The sequence below is a fragment of the Nocardioides luteus genome (assembly GCF_015752315.1).
GTDB lineage: Bacteria > Actinomycetota > Actinomycetes > Propionibacteriales > Nocardioidaceae > Nocardioides.
The window spans coordinates 897,788-912,916 of record NZ_JADOVJ010000001.1 but is presented as its reverse complement, the minus strand read 5'-3'; the positions used below and the strand labels follow the sequence as shown (position 1 = coordinate 912,916).

Genomic DNA, 15,129 nt, shown 5'->3' with positions numbered 1-15,129 from the left:
CCTACTCCGTGACGCCTGACTCTGCGGCGAGCTCGAAGTCGTCGAAGTCGAACCCGGGCGAGACCACGCAGGAGACGAGCGCGTCCTCGGCCGAGGGGACCGTACGCTGCCACACCCCCGCCGGCACGACCGCCTGCGGCACCTGGCCGGCGGCGACGTCCACCCCGACGAGCACGGTCTCGCCGTCGACCGGGGCCACACCGGCGCCGCCGTACTGCAGGGACACGACGCCGGTGTGGGCCAGCCAGATCTCGTCGGAGGCGACGCGGTGCCACGCGGACGACTCCCCGGCCAGGAGCCGGAAGTAGATCAGGGTCGCGGTCGGGCGCACGCGGCCGTCGGGCAGGGTCACGGTCTCGGGGGCGGCCCAGGTCTGCCGGAACGCCCCGCCCTCGGGGTGCGGCGCGAGATCGAGGTCGGAGGTGATGGGATCAGCGGTCACCCGGCTCATTGTGCCGGGTGTCGTCAGCCGGTTCCTCGGGAAAGCGCGGATCGCCGAGCAGATACTGCCCGAGCAGCCCCGGCGCCTTGTGCGGCATCGGCTTCGGCCCGCCGACCGAACGGCCCTCGACCTTGTCCCAGATCGCGTCGACGGGCCGCGCCACGCGGCGTACGACCTTCCCGGGCAGGCCGGTGTGAGGCAGGTAGGGGTGCGGGCGGGAGGGCGCCCTCCGCTCGGCCACCGTCAACCGCGCCGCGACGAGGACGAGCACGTCGTCGGAGGCCTCCTCGGCGAGGTGCGCGACCAGCTCGTCCTCCTTCTCCTCCTGGGCGTAGAGCGCCTCCTCGACCTCGCCCCAGAGCGTCGGCCACTCGTGGGCGGTCTCCCAGGTGGAGCCGTACTCGTGCGCCTTCACGTGGAAGAGGAGCACCTCCAGGTGCTTGGCCGTGGGGAGATAGTCGTGGACCAGACGCCCCCCGCCCTCGCACTCGGACCTGACGGCCGGCAGCAGCGCCTCGTCCACCGCGTGCAGGTGTCGAGACGTACCGGCGTTGAACTGGTCGATCGGCGGGCAGCCCCGACGGGTCTGCTCCGGCCTGGCGATGATGCTCCGAGCGTGGGCCAGGCGCCCAGCGAGCTCTTCGTGCTTGTGTCGCAGCTCTTCCTGCAACACGGTCGTCGTGGCCATCTGCCTCACCTCGGCTGCTAGCCCTCTGATGTACTGGGTCACCCTCCAGAGTGCGCCCCTTCGGGCCCCAGCGCAACAGGCGATCAGGCGTCGGCCGGCCGCTCGTTGTAGACCCCGGCCACGTCCTGGCCGCTCAGCGCGGCGATCGCCTCCATCACCTCGTCGGTGATGACCCGGCGGGCCTTGCCCAGAGGTACGCCGTCGAAGCGCCCGGCCACCTGGATCGGCTCTCCGAACTCGACCGTGACCTTCGCCAGCCGCGGCAGGCTCGACCCCACCGGCTGCAGCTCCGCGGTCCCCCGCAGCCCCACCGGCACCACGGGTACGCCGGCGGTCAGCGCCAGGTGCGCCACCCCCGTACGCCCGCGGTAGAGCCGCCCGTCGCGCGAGCGGGTGCCCTCCGGGTAGATCCCGAACGCCTCGCCCTTGCCGAGGACCTCCAGCGCGACCTCCAGCGAGCCGAGCGCGGCCTGCGGGTCGTCGCGGTCGACCGGCAGCATCCCCATGCCCTCGAACCACGCGCGCTGGGCAGCACCCTTGATCCCGGTGCCGGTGAAGTAGTCGGACTTGGCCAGGAAGTGCACCGGCCGGGGCGAGACCGACGGGATCACGATGGAGTCGGCGAAGCTGAGGTGGTTGCTGGCCAGGATCACCCCACCGGTGCGCGGGACGTTCTCGGCCCCCGTCACCGTAGGGCGCCAGACTGCTCGGAGGACGGGCGGCACGATGGCGTGGAGGACGCGATACATCACGGGATCATCGTAGGCGGCAGCCACATCGCCTGGCGCAGGTCCACCGCCCCCGAGACGCGTCGCGGCGTGCCCTCCTCGAGATAGGCCTGCCGGGCCTCCTCGCCGTGGGAGGCGGGGAGCGAGCCATCGGCCCGCACCACCCGCCACCACGGCATTCCCGCGCCCTCGCGCGCCATCACCGAACCGACCTGCCGAGGCCCACCTCCGAACTCGTCGAAGAGGGCATCGGCGATCGCACCGTACGTCGTCACCTTCCCGCGAGGGATCTGCTCGACGAGACGCAGAACGGCCTCCACGTACGCCTCCCGGTCACTCATGTCCGGCAGGCTAGCGCGGTGTCACAGGATGGGGCTGAAGGGCTCCGTGCCGTTGACCAGATGCAGACCGGAGATGCCCGAGTTCGCCTGGGCGAACTTCAGCTCGAGGTCCATGTCACCGATGTTGTTGGAGCCCGCCAGCGGAGCCAGGCCCAGGGTCGACAGCGTGCCGACCGCCTTGCCGTCGGCGTTCAGGAAGCCCGAGCCGGAGTCACCGGGGATGCCGGGGGTGAGGTTGTAGAGCGGGTGCGACCAGCGGGTGCCGTTGACGTCGTCGCCCAGGGAGAGGCCGATCTTCGGCGAGAGCAGGTCGACGTCGGCGCGCAGCGAGGAGTTGCCGTAGGAGTAGACCTTGTCACCGGCCACGGTGCCGTCGGTGTCGATGCCGGTCGGGCCGCCCCAGATCGGCACGCTCGGGTTGACCTTGCCCGCGTCGGCGGCGTCCACCTTGACCAGGGCGAAGTCGTTGTAGGCGCAGGTGTCCTCGTCCTTGGTGCCCAGCTTCTTCATGGTCAGCCAGGAGGAGTAGACCAGCTTCCCCTTGCCCAGGACGGTGCCCTCGCTCAGCAGCGAGCCGCCCTCGTTGAAGGTCACCGGGGTGCCCAGCGGGAGCGACTCGGCGGCGCAGCCGTTGGTGTCGGTGGCCTCGCCGAGACCGGCGCAGTGAGCGGCGTAGCCGACGTAGACGTTGGCCGCGGAGTCGGCGAAGACGAAGTTGGCGGTGCACTGGGCACCGTCGGTGTACATCATCACGCCCGGGGTGATGGTGGCCGTGTCCGCCGGCGCCCAGGCGTGGGCCGGGGTCGGGATCAGGGCCGGGACGAGCGCGGCGGTCAGAGTGCCGGCGGCGATTGCTGCGGCGCGGCGTACGGAGCTACGGGTGCGGAGCATGTGGGGGCCTCTGTTCGTAGGTGATGTGACTCACAGAACAACGAGGACCGGTGGGCTGAGGTTACGACCCGTTTACACCACCCGGGGTTTCCGGGCGTCCGCGCCCCCGACTTCATCCCTCCGGGACCGCGACCACCACGGTGTTGCCCTGGAACGAGGTGCCGTCCCAGTCGTCGCACGTCACCACGACCAGCTTCGCCTCGCCGTCGGGGTCGAAGAGCTTCGAGCTGCGCTTGGCGACCTGCTCCTTGGAGAGGTCGCGCACCGACCGGACGGTGTAGCTGAACTCGTCCTTCTTGGTCCGCACGACGATCTCGTCGCCCTCGTTCACCTCGCCCAGCCGGTCGAGGACACCGCCGCCGTTGTGCAGGGTGTGGCCGACGATCAGCACCGATCCCTCGTCCGCACCGGGCTTGGCGCCGCCCTTCCACCAGCCCATGAGGGCGGCGTCGGCGGGCGGCGTGAGCGTGCCTCCGTCCATCGCCAGCGGCACCACGTCGGCATGGACGTTGAGCGAGGGGATGGAGACGCCGCGTACCTTGCCCTTCTTCTTCGGCACCTCGGCGAGCGCCTCGGCCGGGATCGAGGACGTCGTCGCCGGCGGGGCCGCGTTGCTCTTCTGCGCCTCGTCGATCTTGGTGTAGTAGTCGTACGCGGCGTAGCCGAGCACGCCGACCGCGACCACGAGGACGACGACGAAGATCTCGCCGATGAAGGTCCTCAGGCTGGGTTGACCGTTGCTCACTCGGCCGAGCGTGCCACAGCCTCAGCTCGTTTGCGACGTACGGCCATCCCCGCACCCGCCCCCATCAGCAGCGCGCCGACACCGGCGAAGACATAGGACGGCGGTACGCCGCGGGTCGGGTCCGCGACGTTCGACTCCAGCCTCTCCGGGTCGATCGCAGAGCCGACCGCCGCACCGGAGGCCGGCTCCGGGGTCTGGTCGCTCGCGTGGGCAGGGGCACCGAGAAACAGTCCGCCGGCCAGGGTGGCACCGGCGAGCGTCGCGCTGAGACGAGCGCGTGTGGACAACGTCGAATCCTCCGAGGTTCGGGCATTGATGCAACTCCGCCCCCCGCAGCTGCGATCGCAAAACTATCGGTTTCGCCACGCTCAAAGAAAGCCAGCGGCGACCCCAGAGGGGCCACCGCTGGCCAACAGTTCAGTAAGCGACTTCGTTGATAAGTGACTGGTCAGTACGAAGGCTGCGACGGGTCGATCTGGTTGACCCACGCCACCACGCCGCCGCCGACGTGGACCGCGTCCGAGTAACCCGCGCCCTTGGCGATCGCCAGCACCTCGGCGCTGCGTACGCCGCTCTTGCAGTGGAACACGAGCGGCTTGGCACCATCTGAGGTGAGCTCGGCGACCTGCGGGATCGCGTTGCCGTTGAGGAACTCGCCCTTGGGGATCAGGACGGCGCCCGGGATCTTGTTGATCTCGTACTCGTTGGGCTCGCGCACGTCGACGAGGACGAAGTCGCGGCTGCCCTCCTGGCGCTCCTTGATCATCTCGGCGAGCTGGGTGACCGAGATGGTCGAGCCCGCCGCGGCGTCGGCGGCCTCGGTCGAGAGGGCACCGCAGAAGGCGTCGTAGTCGATCAGGTCGGTGACCGTCGGGTTCTCGCCGCACAGCGCGCAGTTGGGGTCCTTGCGGACCTTCAGCTTGCGGTACTCCATCTCGAGTGCGTCGTAGATCATCAGCTTGCCGACGAGCGGCTCACCGATGCCGGTCAGCATCTTGATGGCCTCGTTGACCTGGATCGAGCCGATCGAGGCGCAGAGCACGCCCAGCACGCCGCCCTCGGCGCAGGAGGGGACCATGCCCGGGGGCGGGGGCTCCGGGTAGAGGCAGCGGTAGCAGGGCGCGTCGTCGGTCAGCGTCGGCGCGAACACCGAGGCCTGGCCGTCGAAGCGGTAGATCGAGCCCCAGACGTACGGGATGCCCAGGAAGTAGGCCGCGTCGTTGACCATGTAGCGGGTCGCGAAGTTGTCGGTGCCGTCGACGATGAGGTCGTAGCCGGTGAAGATCTCGCGCACGTTGTCGTTGTCGAGCCGCACGTCGTGCAGCACGATGTTGACGTACGGGTTGACCTCCCGGATCGCAGCCGCGGCCGAGTCGGCCTTCGGCTGACCCACGGTCGACTGCTTGTGGATGATCTGGCGCTGCAGGTTGGACTCGTCGACCTCGTCGAACTCGACGATGCCGAGCGTGCCGACGCCGGCCGCGGCCAGGTAGAGCAGGGCGGGCGAGCCGAGACCGCCGGCGCCGATGACCAGCACCTTGGCGTTCTTCAGGCGCTTCTGCCCGTCCATGCCGACATCGGGGATGATGAGGTGGCGGCTGTAGCGGCGCACCTCGTCGATCGTCAGCTCGTCAGCGGGCTCCACGAGCGGGGCTAGGGACACAACGGCTCCTCAGTTCGGACGTACGTATGCCTGCTTGAACACCGCGGGCACTTCTCCATGTTCCCTCATCCGTGGGCAAGGCAACGACGCGTCCCGCGATCCGAGTACCAGCGGGTAGGCTGCTGGGGTGACCACGCACCAATCCGAGCTCGACCCCACTCGACCGCGAGGGGCGCGACTGCCCCGAACGGAGCGACGAGCCCAGCTTCTCGAGTCCGCTCTCGAGGTCTTCGTCGCCTACGGTTTCCACGCTGCCGCGATGGACGACATCGCGGAGCGGGCCGGGGTCTCGAAGCCCGTTCTCTATCAGCACTTCCCCGGCAAGCTCGACCTCTATCTCGCCCTGCTGGAGAAGTCCGCCAGCGAGATCATCGATCGCTGCCGGGAAGCCCTGGCGTCGACCGACGAGAACAAGGAGCGCGTGGCCCGCACCGTCGAGGTCTTCTACGACTACGTGGCCTCCGAGTCCGGTGCCTTCCGGCTCGTCTTCGAGTCCGACCTGACCAACGACCCCGCCGTGCGCGAGCAGGTCGACCGGGTCACCAACGAGTGTGCCGAGGTCATCGCCGAGGTCATCGCCGAGGACACCGGCTTCGCCGCCACCGCCTCCCACCTGCTCGCCGTGGGCCTCGTCGGCCAGATCCAGGTCAGCGCACGCTACTGGCTCCACAACAACGGCGATCTCTCCCAGGCCGACGCGGCGCGGCTCGTCGCCGGCCTCGCCTGGCGCGGCATCGGCGGCTACCCCAAGACGGATTGATTCCGCTCGTAGCGCAACGACGGGGTTCCTCACCTTCCGTGTGAGAGGATTCCGAAGCATTGATCGACCCATCGCAAGGAGGACCCGTGGAGGTCAAGATCGGCGTCCAGCAGGCCGCCCGTGAGCTCGTCGTGGAGACCGAGGAGTCCAGCGAATCGGTGGAGAAGCTCATCGCCGACGCCCTCGGCGGCGGCGCTGTGCTCGCTTTGACCGACAGCAAGGGCCGCAAGGTCATCGTCCCGACCGAGAAGCTCGCCTACGTCGAGATCGGCCCGGCCAAGGTCGGCAAGGTCGGTTTCGCCGGCTGATTCAGTCGGGGATGACCCTGATTCCGACGGAGAAGTTCCTGGTTTGGGCCATGTTGCCCGTGCAAAGCCGTCTCAACAGGTGCAATATCGAGGAATAGGCGCATCGTTGGCGCCAACCACAACCTGAAGGGAAAAGGGCATGATCGGGACCATTCTCGTCACCCTCATCGGTGGTGTTGTCATCGGTTTGCTTGGCAAGTGGCTTGCGCCAGGCGACAAGGACAACATCCCGCTCTGGTTGACTGTCGTGTGCGGCATCGTCGGCATGATCGTGGGAAGCCTGCTCTACTGGGTCATCTTCGGCCAGAACAACCCGGCCTTCGATGGCCACGAAGCTGCCTGGGACAACGCCACCAACGGTGTCGACTGGTGGCGTCACATCTGGCAGGTCGTCGTCGCCGCTGTCGCGGTCGTCGTCGCATCTGGAATCACCGGAAGGTCCAAGGCCTGAGCCTCGCCCAGGTCATGCGAAGCGGTCCTGCCCCTCGGGGCGGGACCGCTTCTGCATGTGCACGGGCCGGCCCAGTGCAGGATCACCAGTTGCGCTGAGCCGGCGGTTCCGGCGGCACCACGTGCGGCGGCCGGATGACGTAGACGATCCGCCCCGAGCGGGCCCAGGCACGGTCGAGCTCGCCGAGGTCGTACGTCGCCCGCACCTCCGCATCGCTCGCGATCTTGTGGGAGGCAGGGTCGTGGACGACGGGGCGGCCGTCGTCCACGAAGCCGGTCAGCACGAGCAGATGGCCGTTGGTGACGTACCCGGCGCCGGTCAGCTCGCCGGCCTGGTGCGAGACGGCCAGCACCAGCGGGATCCCGGCCTCGACGAACCGGGCGGCCTCGGCGAACGAGCGGAGCCTGGTGACGTACGCGACCAGGCCGCGCGAGCCCGCATAGGCGGTGTTGAAGGCCCAGTTGCCGGCGCCGCCGAAGGACTCGTCGTAGACCTCCCGCACGGTGAACGGCACCTGCGGATCGGGGGTGTCGTAGTCGACCCAGGCGGTCTCGGCGGGGGTGGGCCCGGCACCCCAGAAGTCGGCGATCATCGCGGTCGAGGCGGCGCTGCACCACGACTGGCCGCCACCGTCCCAGTGCGGGTAGCGGTCGCGGTGGAGCTGCTGCGAATAGGCCGGTACGCCACCCACGACCGCCCCGCGAGCCACCGTGCCCGGTGCCGGCTGCGAGCCCCGGGCATCCGCCGAGACCATCGCCCCGAGCAGGCTCGCCTGCGGCAGGCCGTCGGCGGGACCGTGCAGGCTCAGCCGCAACGAGAACGTGGTGAAGCGGCGCCCGTCCCGGCCCAGGATGGTGTCGTCGGCCGCGACCGCGACGGGGTCGTCCTGACCGGCGACCGAGGTGGACGTGAACGCCGGGTCCGAGGACCAGCGCGCCAGCACCAGCCAGCCGCTCCGCTCCCCCGACTCGGCGACCACCTGAGCCGCGACCTCCACCCAGCTCCCGGGCGGCGTCACCACGTTCCAGGAGGCGACCAGCTCGTCGAAGGCAAACCCGGGGCTGACCTCGGGAGACACCCAGACACCGGCATCAGGCGCGATCTGCGCCCCCGACCAGCCGGTCCAGCAGATGTCAGGACTCAAGGAACCTCAGTGCTCGAGCCCGAGCTTGCCCATGCGCTCGACGTGCCGCTGGGTCAGGCGGGTGAGCATCTCGCCGATGGTGCCGAGGTCGAGGCCCGGGAGGTGACCGCCGGTGATCAGCTCGCTGAGGCCCTCACGGGTGGCCGCGACCTGCTGCGCCTGGATGATCGCCTCGCCCATCAGGCGACGGCCCCACAGCGCGAGCCGGCCACCGATGAGGTGGTCGGCCTCGATGCCGGCCCGCACCCGGTCGACGACGAAGTCGGCCCGGCCGGCGTCCTCGAGGGTGGTGACCACGAGCTTGTGGGTCTCCTCGTCCAGATACCTCGCGACCTCACGGTAGAAGTCGTTGGCGAGACCGTCACCGACGTAGGCCTTGACCAGCGACTCCCACCAGTCGGCGGGCTTCGTGTGGCGGTGGAACTCGTCGAACCCCTCGCGCAGCGGCTCCATGGCCACGTACGGGTCGACCCCGAGCTCCACGAGCCGGTCCAGGACCGGCTGGATCTTGGCGTGCTGCGCGGCCGCCATCGCGAGCAGGGCCGTCTTGTCCTCCAGCGAGGGAGCCATCTTCGCGTCGTCGGTCAGTCGCTCGACGGCCGAGACCTCGCCGTAGGCGACCGCACCCAACAGGTCGATGACGGCAGCCTTGTAAACAGGATCATCGAAGGGATTCTGAGGACCCGTGAACTCTGAGGATGCAACCACGGGAGAACCCTACCGATAGAATGCCTTTTGACCGACCCAGCACTGCAGATATTCAACTCGATATCGCGGTGGTCTGGTTCCCGTATGTGCGCGGCGTGGCACTCGCTTGGCAAGCTCGAGACACCCGTGAGTCGCTCGCCGCATTCGATGAGACAAGCGAGTAGCGACGAAAACATGACAACGTTCAAGGACCTCGGGGTGCATCCCGAGATCTGCGCTCCGCTCGAGCGCAAAGGCATCACCACCCCGTTCGCCATCCAGGAGATGACGCTCTCGGTCGCCCTGCAGGGCACCGACCTGATCGGCCAGGCCCGCACCGGCTCCGGCAAGACGCTGGCCTTCGGCATCCCGGTCGTGCAGCGCAGCGTGTCCCCCAAGGACCGCGACTACATCGACCTTCCGCAGGGCAAGCCGCAGGCGCTGATCGTGGCGCCGACCCGCGAGCTCGCCATGCAGGTCTCGGCCGAGATCTCGATGATCTCCGAGGACCGCGGCCTCCGCGTGCTGACCGTCTACGGCGGCGCCGGCTACGAGCCCCAGATCGAGGCGCTGGAGAAGGGCGTCGACATCGTCGTCGGCACCCCGGGCCGGCTGATCGACCTGGCCAACCGCAAGGTCCTCGACCTCTCCCACGTGCACGCGCTGGTCCTCGACGAGGCCGACGAGATGCTCGACCTCGGGTTCCTGCCCGACGTGGAGAAGCTGGTCACGCTGACCCCGGAGACCCGCCAGACCCTGCTGTTCTCGGCCACCATGCCGGGCGCGATCGTGGCCCTGGCCCGCTCCTACATGCGCCACCCGATGAACATCCGCGCCGAGTCCGCGGCCGAGCGCGAGACGGTGCCCGCCACCGCGCAGTTCGTCTACCAGGCCCACGACCTCGACAAGCCCGAGATGATCGGCCGCCTGCTGCAGTGCGAGGACCACGACAAGGTCGTCGTCTTCGCCCGCACCAAGCGGCAGGCCCAGCGCGTGGCCGACGATCTCGCCGAGCGCGGCTTCCCGGCCTCTCCCCTGCACGGCGACATGCAGCAGGCCGCCCGCGAGCGGGTGATGCAGAAGTTCCGTGACGGCAAGGTCGAGGTCCTGGTGGCCACCGACGTCGCCGCCCGCGGCATCGACGTCACCGGCGTCTCCCACGTGGTCAACTACACGACCCCCGACGACGAGAAGACCTACGTCCACCGCATCGGCCGCACCGGCCGTGCCGGTGCCTCCGGTGTCGCCGTGACGCTGGTCGACTGGGCCGACCTCCACAAGTGGAAGATGATCAACAAGGCTCTCGACCTCCCCTTCGACGACCCGCAGGAGACCTACTCCTCCTCGGAGCACTTCCTGCACGACATGGGCATCCCGAAGGGCACCAAGGGCCGGATCAAGAAGGCCACGCCGGAGAAGCCGAAGGACAAGGACGCCGGCACGGACGGCGAGAAGCGCGAGCGCGCTCCCCGCAACCGCAACCGCCAGCGCACCCGGTCCCGTGGCGGCCAGGTCGTCGAGCAGTCCGCTGCTCCGGGCGCCGAGGCCACTGCCTCCGCCAAGCCCGCCGAGGGCGAGGCCGGCGCCGAGGGCTCCGCTCCCCGTCGCCGTCGTCGCCGCCGCTCTTCGGGCTCGGGCGGCAGCTCCGCGCCGAAGGCCGACGCCTGAGCCTCGGCTGAGCCCCTAGGGGATCACGACCACCTTGGTGCCGAGCCGGGCGAAGCGCCACATGGCCTTCGCGTCCGGCTCGGCCTGGCGGATGCACCCGTGCGACAGGGGTGTGCCGAGCTGCGCGCGGGTCTGCACGCGCTTGCCCTTGTCCACCGGGATGTTGTGGAACCCGATCGCGGCCCTGGGGCCTTTGGCGAAGCGTACGAACCACTGCATCGTGCCGGAGTCGTCGATCCCCCTCGCGTGCTTGGAGCGGGAGAAGACCTTGTAGGTGCCGGGCTCGAGGTTGTCGTAGACGCTGCCCGAGACCGGATAGGTACGCCGCACCTTGTCGGCCGCGGACACCATCCAGACCCGCTGACGGCTGATCGAGAAGACCGCTCGGCGACCCCGGCCGGAGTCGGCGGGAAGCACCTTCTCCCGGGCCGCGGTCCGAGCATCGACGTAGCGGTTGATCCCCGCCTCACGCTGGGCCTCGTGCGGCCAGACCGGGGTGCGCGCCTCGTCGTCGACGCCCATCTTCATGCCGTTGTCGGCCACGGCGGTCCGGCCGTCGGCCTCGGGCTCGGCGACGATCTCGATCCCGCCGTACAGGCCGGCCGAGGTCAGCAAGGACGCGGCGAAGAGCATCTTGATGCGCCTGAGGGGCCGGGACATCATCCGATGTCGCCCACCGCTGCTCACGTCTCCATCACGCGCCCGAGTCCGCATGCCCAATCCACGTCGAACATCATCCAAACTCGCACGACCGCAAGTCAACTGTCACACGACAGACAGAAACCGGGATTCCTCGGTGGATCCGACGGCGCGACGCCCGTATCGCGCGCCCGCGGTGGTGGCAGGATTGCCCCATGTCGAACCCCACCGCCCTGATCACCGGCGCGACCGCCGGCATCGGACTCGCCTTCGCCCAGCAGCTCGCCGCGCGGGGCCACCACCTCGTGCTCGTCGCCCGTGACGAGGAGCGTCTCAACCGCGTCGCCAAGGACCTCACCGAGGCCCACGGCGTCGACGTCGAGGTGCTCCGCGCCGACCTGACCGACAGCGCCGACCTGGCCAGGGTCGAGACCCGGCTGGCCGACTTCGACCATCCGGTCGACCTGCTCGTCAACAACGCCGGCCACGGCCTCAAGCACCGGTTCCTCGACAACACCGCCGACGAGGAGACCGCGATGGCCGAGGTGCTCGTCATCGCCCCGCTACGCCTGTCCCACGCGGCGCTCGGTGCTCAGGTGACCCGCGGCCACGGCGGCATCATCAACGTCGGCTCCGTCGCCTCCTACCTCCCCCGCGGCACCTACTCCGCCGCCAAGGCCTGGATCAACTCGTTCACCGAGTGGGCCCACAACGAGTACGCCGGCAAGGGCATCAAGGTGATGGCCCTGCTGCCCGGGTTCACCAAGACCGAGTTCCACGAGCGCCTCGGCTCCGGCTACGACTCCGCCCCGGCCTGGATGTGGCTCGACGTCGACGACCTGGTCCGCGAGGCCCTCGACGACTACGAGGACGACAAGACCTTCTCGATCCCGAGCAAGCGCTACAAGGCCCTGGCCACCGTCGCGCGAGCGGTTCCCTCCGGCGTACTCCAGAAGTTCCAGTCGCTCGGCCGGAAGTAGTCCGGGACGGAAACGGCTCAGGCGTTCGCGATGAACGTCGTGACCGCGTCGGCGACCATCTGGACGGCGATCGCGGAGAGGAGCAGACCGGCGATCCTGGTGATGAGCAGGACGCCGGACTCCTTGAGGACCTTCAGGATCGGGATGGAGAAGATCATCGCGATCAGCAGGGCGATGTGGACGACGGCGAGTCCGAGGCCGAGCCCGAAGGCGCTCCCGACGGAGTCGACCTCCTGGGTGAAGACCATGGTGGCGACGATGGCGCCGGGGCCGGCCAGGAGCGGGGTGCCGAGCGGCACCATCGCCACGTTGGCTCCGGCGGCGGCGACGGGGTCGTCGAAGTTGTCGGTGAGCAGCTCGAGGGCGACCAGCAGGAGGAGCAGGCCGCCGGCGCACTGCAGCGCCTCGAGGGAGATGTGCAGGAAGTGCAGGATCGCCTGGCCGAAGAGCGCGAAGATCGTGATCACCAGGAACGAGACCGCGACCGCGAGGAGCGCCGCGCGGCGCTGCTTGCCCGGTGACTGTCCCGCGGTCAGCGACAGGAAGATCGGGATCGTCCCGACCGGGTCCATGATCACGAAGAGCGTCACGAACGTGGAGACGAAGATCTCGGTCACCGTACGACCTCGGGGGTGGTGCGTCCGGAGGCCGCCGAGGCTGCGGCGGCCCGCTCCAGGAGCCGCTCGTACTCGGCCGGTGCAGTGGTGTTCACTCCCAGATGGTGACCCACCTTCCCGGTGCCGTGGTAATCGCTGGATCCGGTCACCACGAGGTCGAGGTTGCGGGCGATCACGCGCAGCTTCTCGCGGGTCTCCGGGGTGTGATCCTGGTGGTCGACCTCGAGCCCCGACAGGCCCGCGTCGACCAGTGCGGACAGGGCCGCCTCGTCGGGCTGCTCGCGCCCCGACCGGCCCCACGGGTGGGCGATCACGGTGACTCCGCCGGCGGCGGCGACGGTGCGGATCATCGGCTCGAGCGGGGCCGCGTAGCGATTGACGTACGCAGGTTTGCCGGCCCCGAGATAACGGTTGAACGCCTCGTCACGACTGAGCACGTACCCCTTGGCGACGAGCGCGTCGGCGAGGTGGGGGCGCCCCGAGGCGGCGGCATCGCCGGAGACCGCCGCGACGTCCTCGAGGGACACCTCGATGCCGAGGCGGGCCAGCCGGTCCAGCATCAGCGGCAGCCGTCCGTCGCGGCCGGCGAGCACGCGGGCGAGCTCCTCGACCAGCGGCGGATAGGTCCGGTCGGGCAGGTAGGCCAGCAGGTGGACACCGTGCCCGGCGTGGTTGGCGCTGATCTCCATGCCACGTACGAGCTCGATCCCGGCCTCGGCGGCCGCAGCGGCCGCCTCGTCCCAGCTGGCGGCGGTGTCGTGGTCGGTGATCGCGACGACATCGAGGCCCGCGGCCTTCGCCGCCTGGATCAGCTCGGTGGGCGAATCGGTCCCGTCACTCACCCGCGAGTGAGTATGGAGGTCGATGCGCACCTGCACATCCTAGAGGTTTCGCGAGCAGAGGCGGCCGTCGCGAGCGGCGCGAGACGCGTACTCTCGCAAGGCGCCGTCTCGACGGCGGTCTGGTTGCACCGTCGAGAGGCGGCAACGCCGCGAGAGTGCGCGTATCGCGGCGCGCAGCAGGTCGCCTCTGCTCGCGGAGCCTCTACGGGGAGTTCGACCAAGATCCACCGGGGCCACCGAAGGGCAGCTCGACCATCTGGACGCCGAGGTCGCCGACCTGGCGCAGGTGCCAGCCGTCCTGCAGCGTCAGCATCGCGGTGGCCGGCCGGAAGACCAGCCACAGCCAGCGGCCGGCGGCCTCGCCGACCATCACGGACCGCTCCCACTCCTCGGCGCCGTTGGTCCACTGGGTGATCGGCCACAGCGGCACCAGCTGCCCGCCGACGCGGACCCGCGTCGTGGGTGGCCCGGTGCAGGCGTCGATGCCGGGATCCGGTCCCTCGGTGCGCGCGCACCGTGCGCCCAGCCCGACACCGGCCTCCTCGGTGACCACGGTCATCTCCACCTGGCCGTCGTCGGGCGTCACGCCGGTCACGGTGACCAGGGTCGCCGCTCCCTTGCCCTCGTCGCCGACCACGGCCAGGTCCGCGATCGACCAGCCGGACTCGATCGGCCAGGGCACGTAGGTGGGTACGTCGCCGGCCAGCGAGAGAACCTGGACCAGATCCTCGTAGGAGGCCACGTCCGTATGCCACAGCGGCGTCACCACGCCGTGCTCTGGGCAGGACCGGGTGCCGCCGGCGCCGATGCTCGCCACCGGCGTCGCGCAGCGTGGACAGCCAACCGCAAGTGCCACCCCCCAACGGTGACCCGTGGCATCCGTCTGGTCAAGCGTCAGGGTCGAGCGTCGGTCGCTCGTCTTCCCGCGGACCCGTTCGGTCCGGCTAGGTGTTCCACTGCTTGACGACGGGCTGGCCGTGGTGCGCGTCCAGCATCGAGACGGTCGCGGTGTCGAGCCGGAAGAGCCGTCCCTCGGTGACCGGGAGCTCCAGCCACACCGCCGCGAGCGCGCACAGCGCGTGTCCGTGGGAGAAGACCAGGGTGTCGCCGTCGCGCTCGCGGGCAGCCTTCACGACCCGGCCGAGCCGCTCCTGGACGGAGGCCGCCGCCTCTCCCCCGGGCGTCGACCCGGTCCACAGGCTCCAGCCGGGGTCGGTCCGGTGGATCTCGTCGGTGGTGATGCCCTCGTAGTCGCCGTAGTCCCACTCGACCAGGTCCTCGGTGACCTCGGCGTCGGGGAAGCCCGCCAGCTCAGCCGTACGCAGCGCCCGCTGTCGCGGGGAGGTCAGGACCGCGGCGTACTTCTGGTCCTGGAGGCGGGACGCGAGCAGCTTGGCCGCCTCCTCCCCCTCGGGCAGGAGGGGAAGGTCGGTGCGGGAGGTGTGCCGGCCGTTGAGGGACCACTCGGTGGTGCCGTGCCTGACGAGGTAGAGCGCCATACCCCCATCCAACCAGCCATCCGCCCAGGCGACGCG

Annotated in this window: 20 protein-coding genes; 5 read left to right on the top strand and 15 right to left on the bottom strand. The window is 69.7% G+C overall.

What is annotated here, in order from left to right; genetic code table 11:
• Window position 1: 1 nt before the first annotated feature.
• From HD557_RS04435 to moeZ, 8 genes are all read right to left on the bottom strand, one after another.
• A complete protein-coding gene (locus tag HD557_RS04435; RefSeq protein WP_196872932.1) occupies window positions 2-451 on the bottom strand; it encodes a cupin domain-containing protein in 450 nt (149 codons plus the stop codon).
• Window positions 432-1,130 (bottom strand): hypothetical protein, encoded by a 699-nt coding sequence (locus HD557_RS04430; protein ID WP_008364186.1) that lies wholly within the window; start codon window positions 1,128-1,130, stop codon window positions 432-434. The genes HD557_RS04435 and HD557_RS04430 overlap by 20 nt, the downstream gene beginning before the upstream one ends.
• A gap of 83 nt (window positions 1,131-1,213) precedes the next feature.
• Window positions 1,214-1,879, bottom strand: coding sequence for a lysophospholipid acyltransferase family protein (locus HD557_RS04425; RefSeq protein WP_008364185.1), 666 nt, complete (start codon window positions 1,877-1,879; stop codon window positions 1,214-1,216).
• Window positions 1,879-2,199 (bottom strand): MGMT family protein, encoded by a 321-nt coding sequence (locus HD557_RS04420; protein ID WP_008364184.1) that lies wholly within the window; start codon window positions 2,197-2,199, stop codon window positions 1,879-1,881. Before HD557_RS04420 ends, HD557_RS04425 begins: the two co-directional genes overlap by 1 nt.
• Window positions 2,200-2,220: 21 nt before the next feature.
• On the bottom strand, window positions 2,221-3,090 hold the full coding sequence (locus HD557_RS04415; protein ID WP_008364183.1) for a hypothetical protein: 870 nt from the start codon (window positions 3,088-3,090) through the stop codon (window positions 2,221-2,223).
• Between the two features lie 112 nt (window positions 3,091-3,202).
• Entirely contained in the window at window positions 3,203-3,835 is a 633-nt protein-coding gene (locus tag HD557_RS28580) for a class F sortase (RefSeq protein WP_196872926.1), read from the bottom strand.
• Window positions 3,832-4,122, bottom strand: coding sequence for a hypothetical protein (locus HD557_RS04405; RefSeq protein ID WP_196872925.1), 291 nt, complete (start codon window positions 4,120-4,122; stop codon window positions 3,832-3,834). The genes HD557_RS28580 and HD557_RS04405 overlap by 4 nt, the downstream gene beginning before the upstream one ends.
• 161 nt (window positions 4,123-4,283) lie before the next feature.
• Window positions 4,284-5,498, bottom strand: a complete 1,215-nt coding sequence (gene moeZ, locus HD557_RS04400; RefSeq protein ID WP_196872924.1) for an adenylyltransferase/sulfurtransferase MoeZ — start codon at window positions 5,496-5,498, stop codon at window positions 4,284-4,286.
• Between the two features lie 127 nt (window positions 5,499-5,625).
• Between moeZ and HD557_RS04395 the strand changes: the two genes are divergently transcribed.
• The 3 genes from HD557_RS04395 to HD557_RS04385 all read left to right on the top strand — a co-directional run bounded on the left by HD557_RS04395 (window position 5,626) and on the right by HD557_RS04385 (window position 7,017).
• On the top strand, window positions 5,626-6,258 hold the full coding sequence (locus HD557_RS04395) for a TetR/AcrR family transcriptional regulator (protein WP_008364179.1): 633 nt from the start codon (window positions 5,626-5,628) through the stop codon (window positions 6,256-6,258).
• Between the two features lie 86 nt (window positions 6,259-6,344).
• Entirely contained in the window at window positions 6,345-6,566 is a 222-nt protein-coding gene (locus HD557_RS04390; RefSeq protein ID WP_008364177.1) for a DUF3107 domain-containing protein, read from the top strand.
• A gap of 139 nt (window positions 6,567-6,705) precedes the next feature.
• Window positions 6,706-7,017: a hypothetical protein gene (locus HD557_RS04385; RefSeq protein ID WP_008364176.1), complete on the top strand. Its 312-nt coding sequence runs from the start codon at window positions 6,706-6,708 to the stop codon at window positions 7,015-7,017.
• Window positions 7,018-7,099: 82 nt separating this feature from the next.
• On the opposite strand, the gene HD557_RS04380 is transcribed toward HD557_RS04385, so the two are convergent.
• A complete protein-coding gene (locus HD557_RS04380) occupies window positions 7,100-8,161 on the bottom strand; it encodes a C39 family peptidase (protein ID WP_196872923.1) in 1,062 nt (353 codons plus the stop codon).
• Window positions 8,162-8,167: 6 nt separating this feature from the next.
• The gene (locus tag HD557_RS04375) at window positions 8,168-8,869 is read right to left on the bottom strand and encodes a ferritin-like fold-containing protein (RefSeq protein ID WP_008364174.1); all 702 of its coding nucleotides are present in this window, start codon (window positions 8,867-8,869) and stop codon (window positions 8,168-8,170) included.
• A gap of 174 nt (window positions 8,870-9,043) precedes the next feature.
• Here HD557_RS04375 and HD557_RS04370 point away from each other — a divergent pair, with 174 nt between their 5' ends.
• Window positions 9,044-10,516 carry a DEAD/DEAH box helicase gene (locus HD557_RS04370; RefSeq protein WP_050801059.1) on the top strand — a complete coding sequence of 491 codons (1,473 nt, stop codon included), beginning with the start codon at window positions 9,044-9,046 and terminating at the stop codon, window positions 10,514-10,516.
• 15 nt (window positions 10,517-10,531) lie between these two features.
• Here the strand turns inward: HD557_RS04370 and HD557_RS04365 are convergent, their stop codons facing one another.
• Window positions 10,532-11,176, bottom strand: a complete 645-nt coding sequence (locus HD557_RS04365) for a L,D-transpeptidase (RefSeq protein WP_196872922.1) — start codon at window positions 11,174-11,176, stop codon at window positions 10,532-10,534.
• Between the two features lie 194 nt (window positions 11,177-11,370).
• Here HD557_RS04365 and HD557_RS04360 point away from each other — a divergent pair, with 194 nt between their 5' ends.
• Window positions 11,371-12,135 carry an SDR family NAD(P)-dependent oxidoreductase gene (locus tag HD557_RS04360; protein ID WP_196872921.1) on the top strand — a complete coding sequence of 255 codons (765 nt, stop codon included), beginning with the start codon at window positions 11,371-11,373 and terminating at the stop codon, window positions 12,133-12,135.
• A 17-nt stretch (window positions 12,136-12,152) separates the two neighbouring features.
• Here the strand turns inward: HD557_RS04360 and HD557_RS04355 are convergent, their stop codons facing one another.
• The 4 genes from HD557_RS04355 to HD557_RS04340 all read right to left on the bottom strand — a co-directional run bounded on the left by HD557_RS04355 (window position 12,153) and on the right by HD557_RS04340 (window position 15,093).
• Complete coding sequence (locus HD557_RS04355; protein WP_196872920.1) at window positions 12,153-12,752, bottom strand: MarC family protein; 600 nt, start codon at window positions 12,750-12,752, stop codon at window positions 12,153-12,155.
• Window positions 12,749-13,624 carry a PHP domain-containing protein gene (locus tag HD557_RS04350; protein ID WP_008364169.1) on the bottom strand — a complete coding sequence of 292 codons (876 nt, stop codon included), beginning with the start codon at window positions 13,622-13,624 and terminating at the stop codon, window positions 12,749-12,751. Before HD557_RS04350 ends, HD557_RS04355 begins: the two co-directional genes overlap by 4 nt.
• A gap of 172 nt (window positions 13,625-13,796) precedes the next feature.
• Window positions 13,797-14,450, bottom strand: a complete 654-nt coding sequence (locus HD557_RS04345; RefSeq protein ID WP_008364167.1) for a DUF6758 family protein — start codon at window positions 14,448-14,450, stop codon at window positions 13,797-13,799.
• An 88-nt stretch (window positions 14,451-14,538) separates the two neighbouring features.
• Window positions 14,539-15,093 (bottom strand): histidine phosphatase family protein, encoded by a 555-nt coding sequence (locus HD557_RS04340; RefSeq protein WP_196872919.1) that lies wholly within the window; start codon window positions 15,091-15,093, stop codon window positions 14,539-14,541.
• Window positions 15,094-15,129 lie beyond the last annotated feature (36 nt).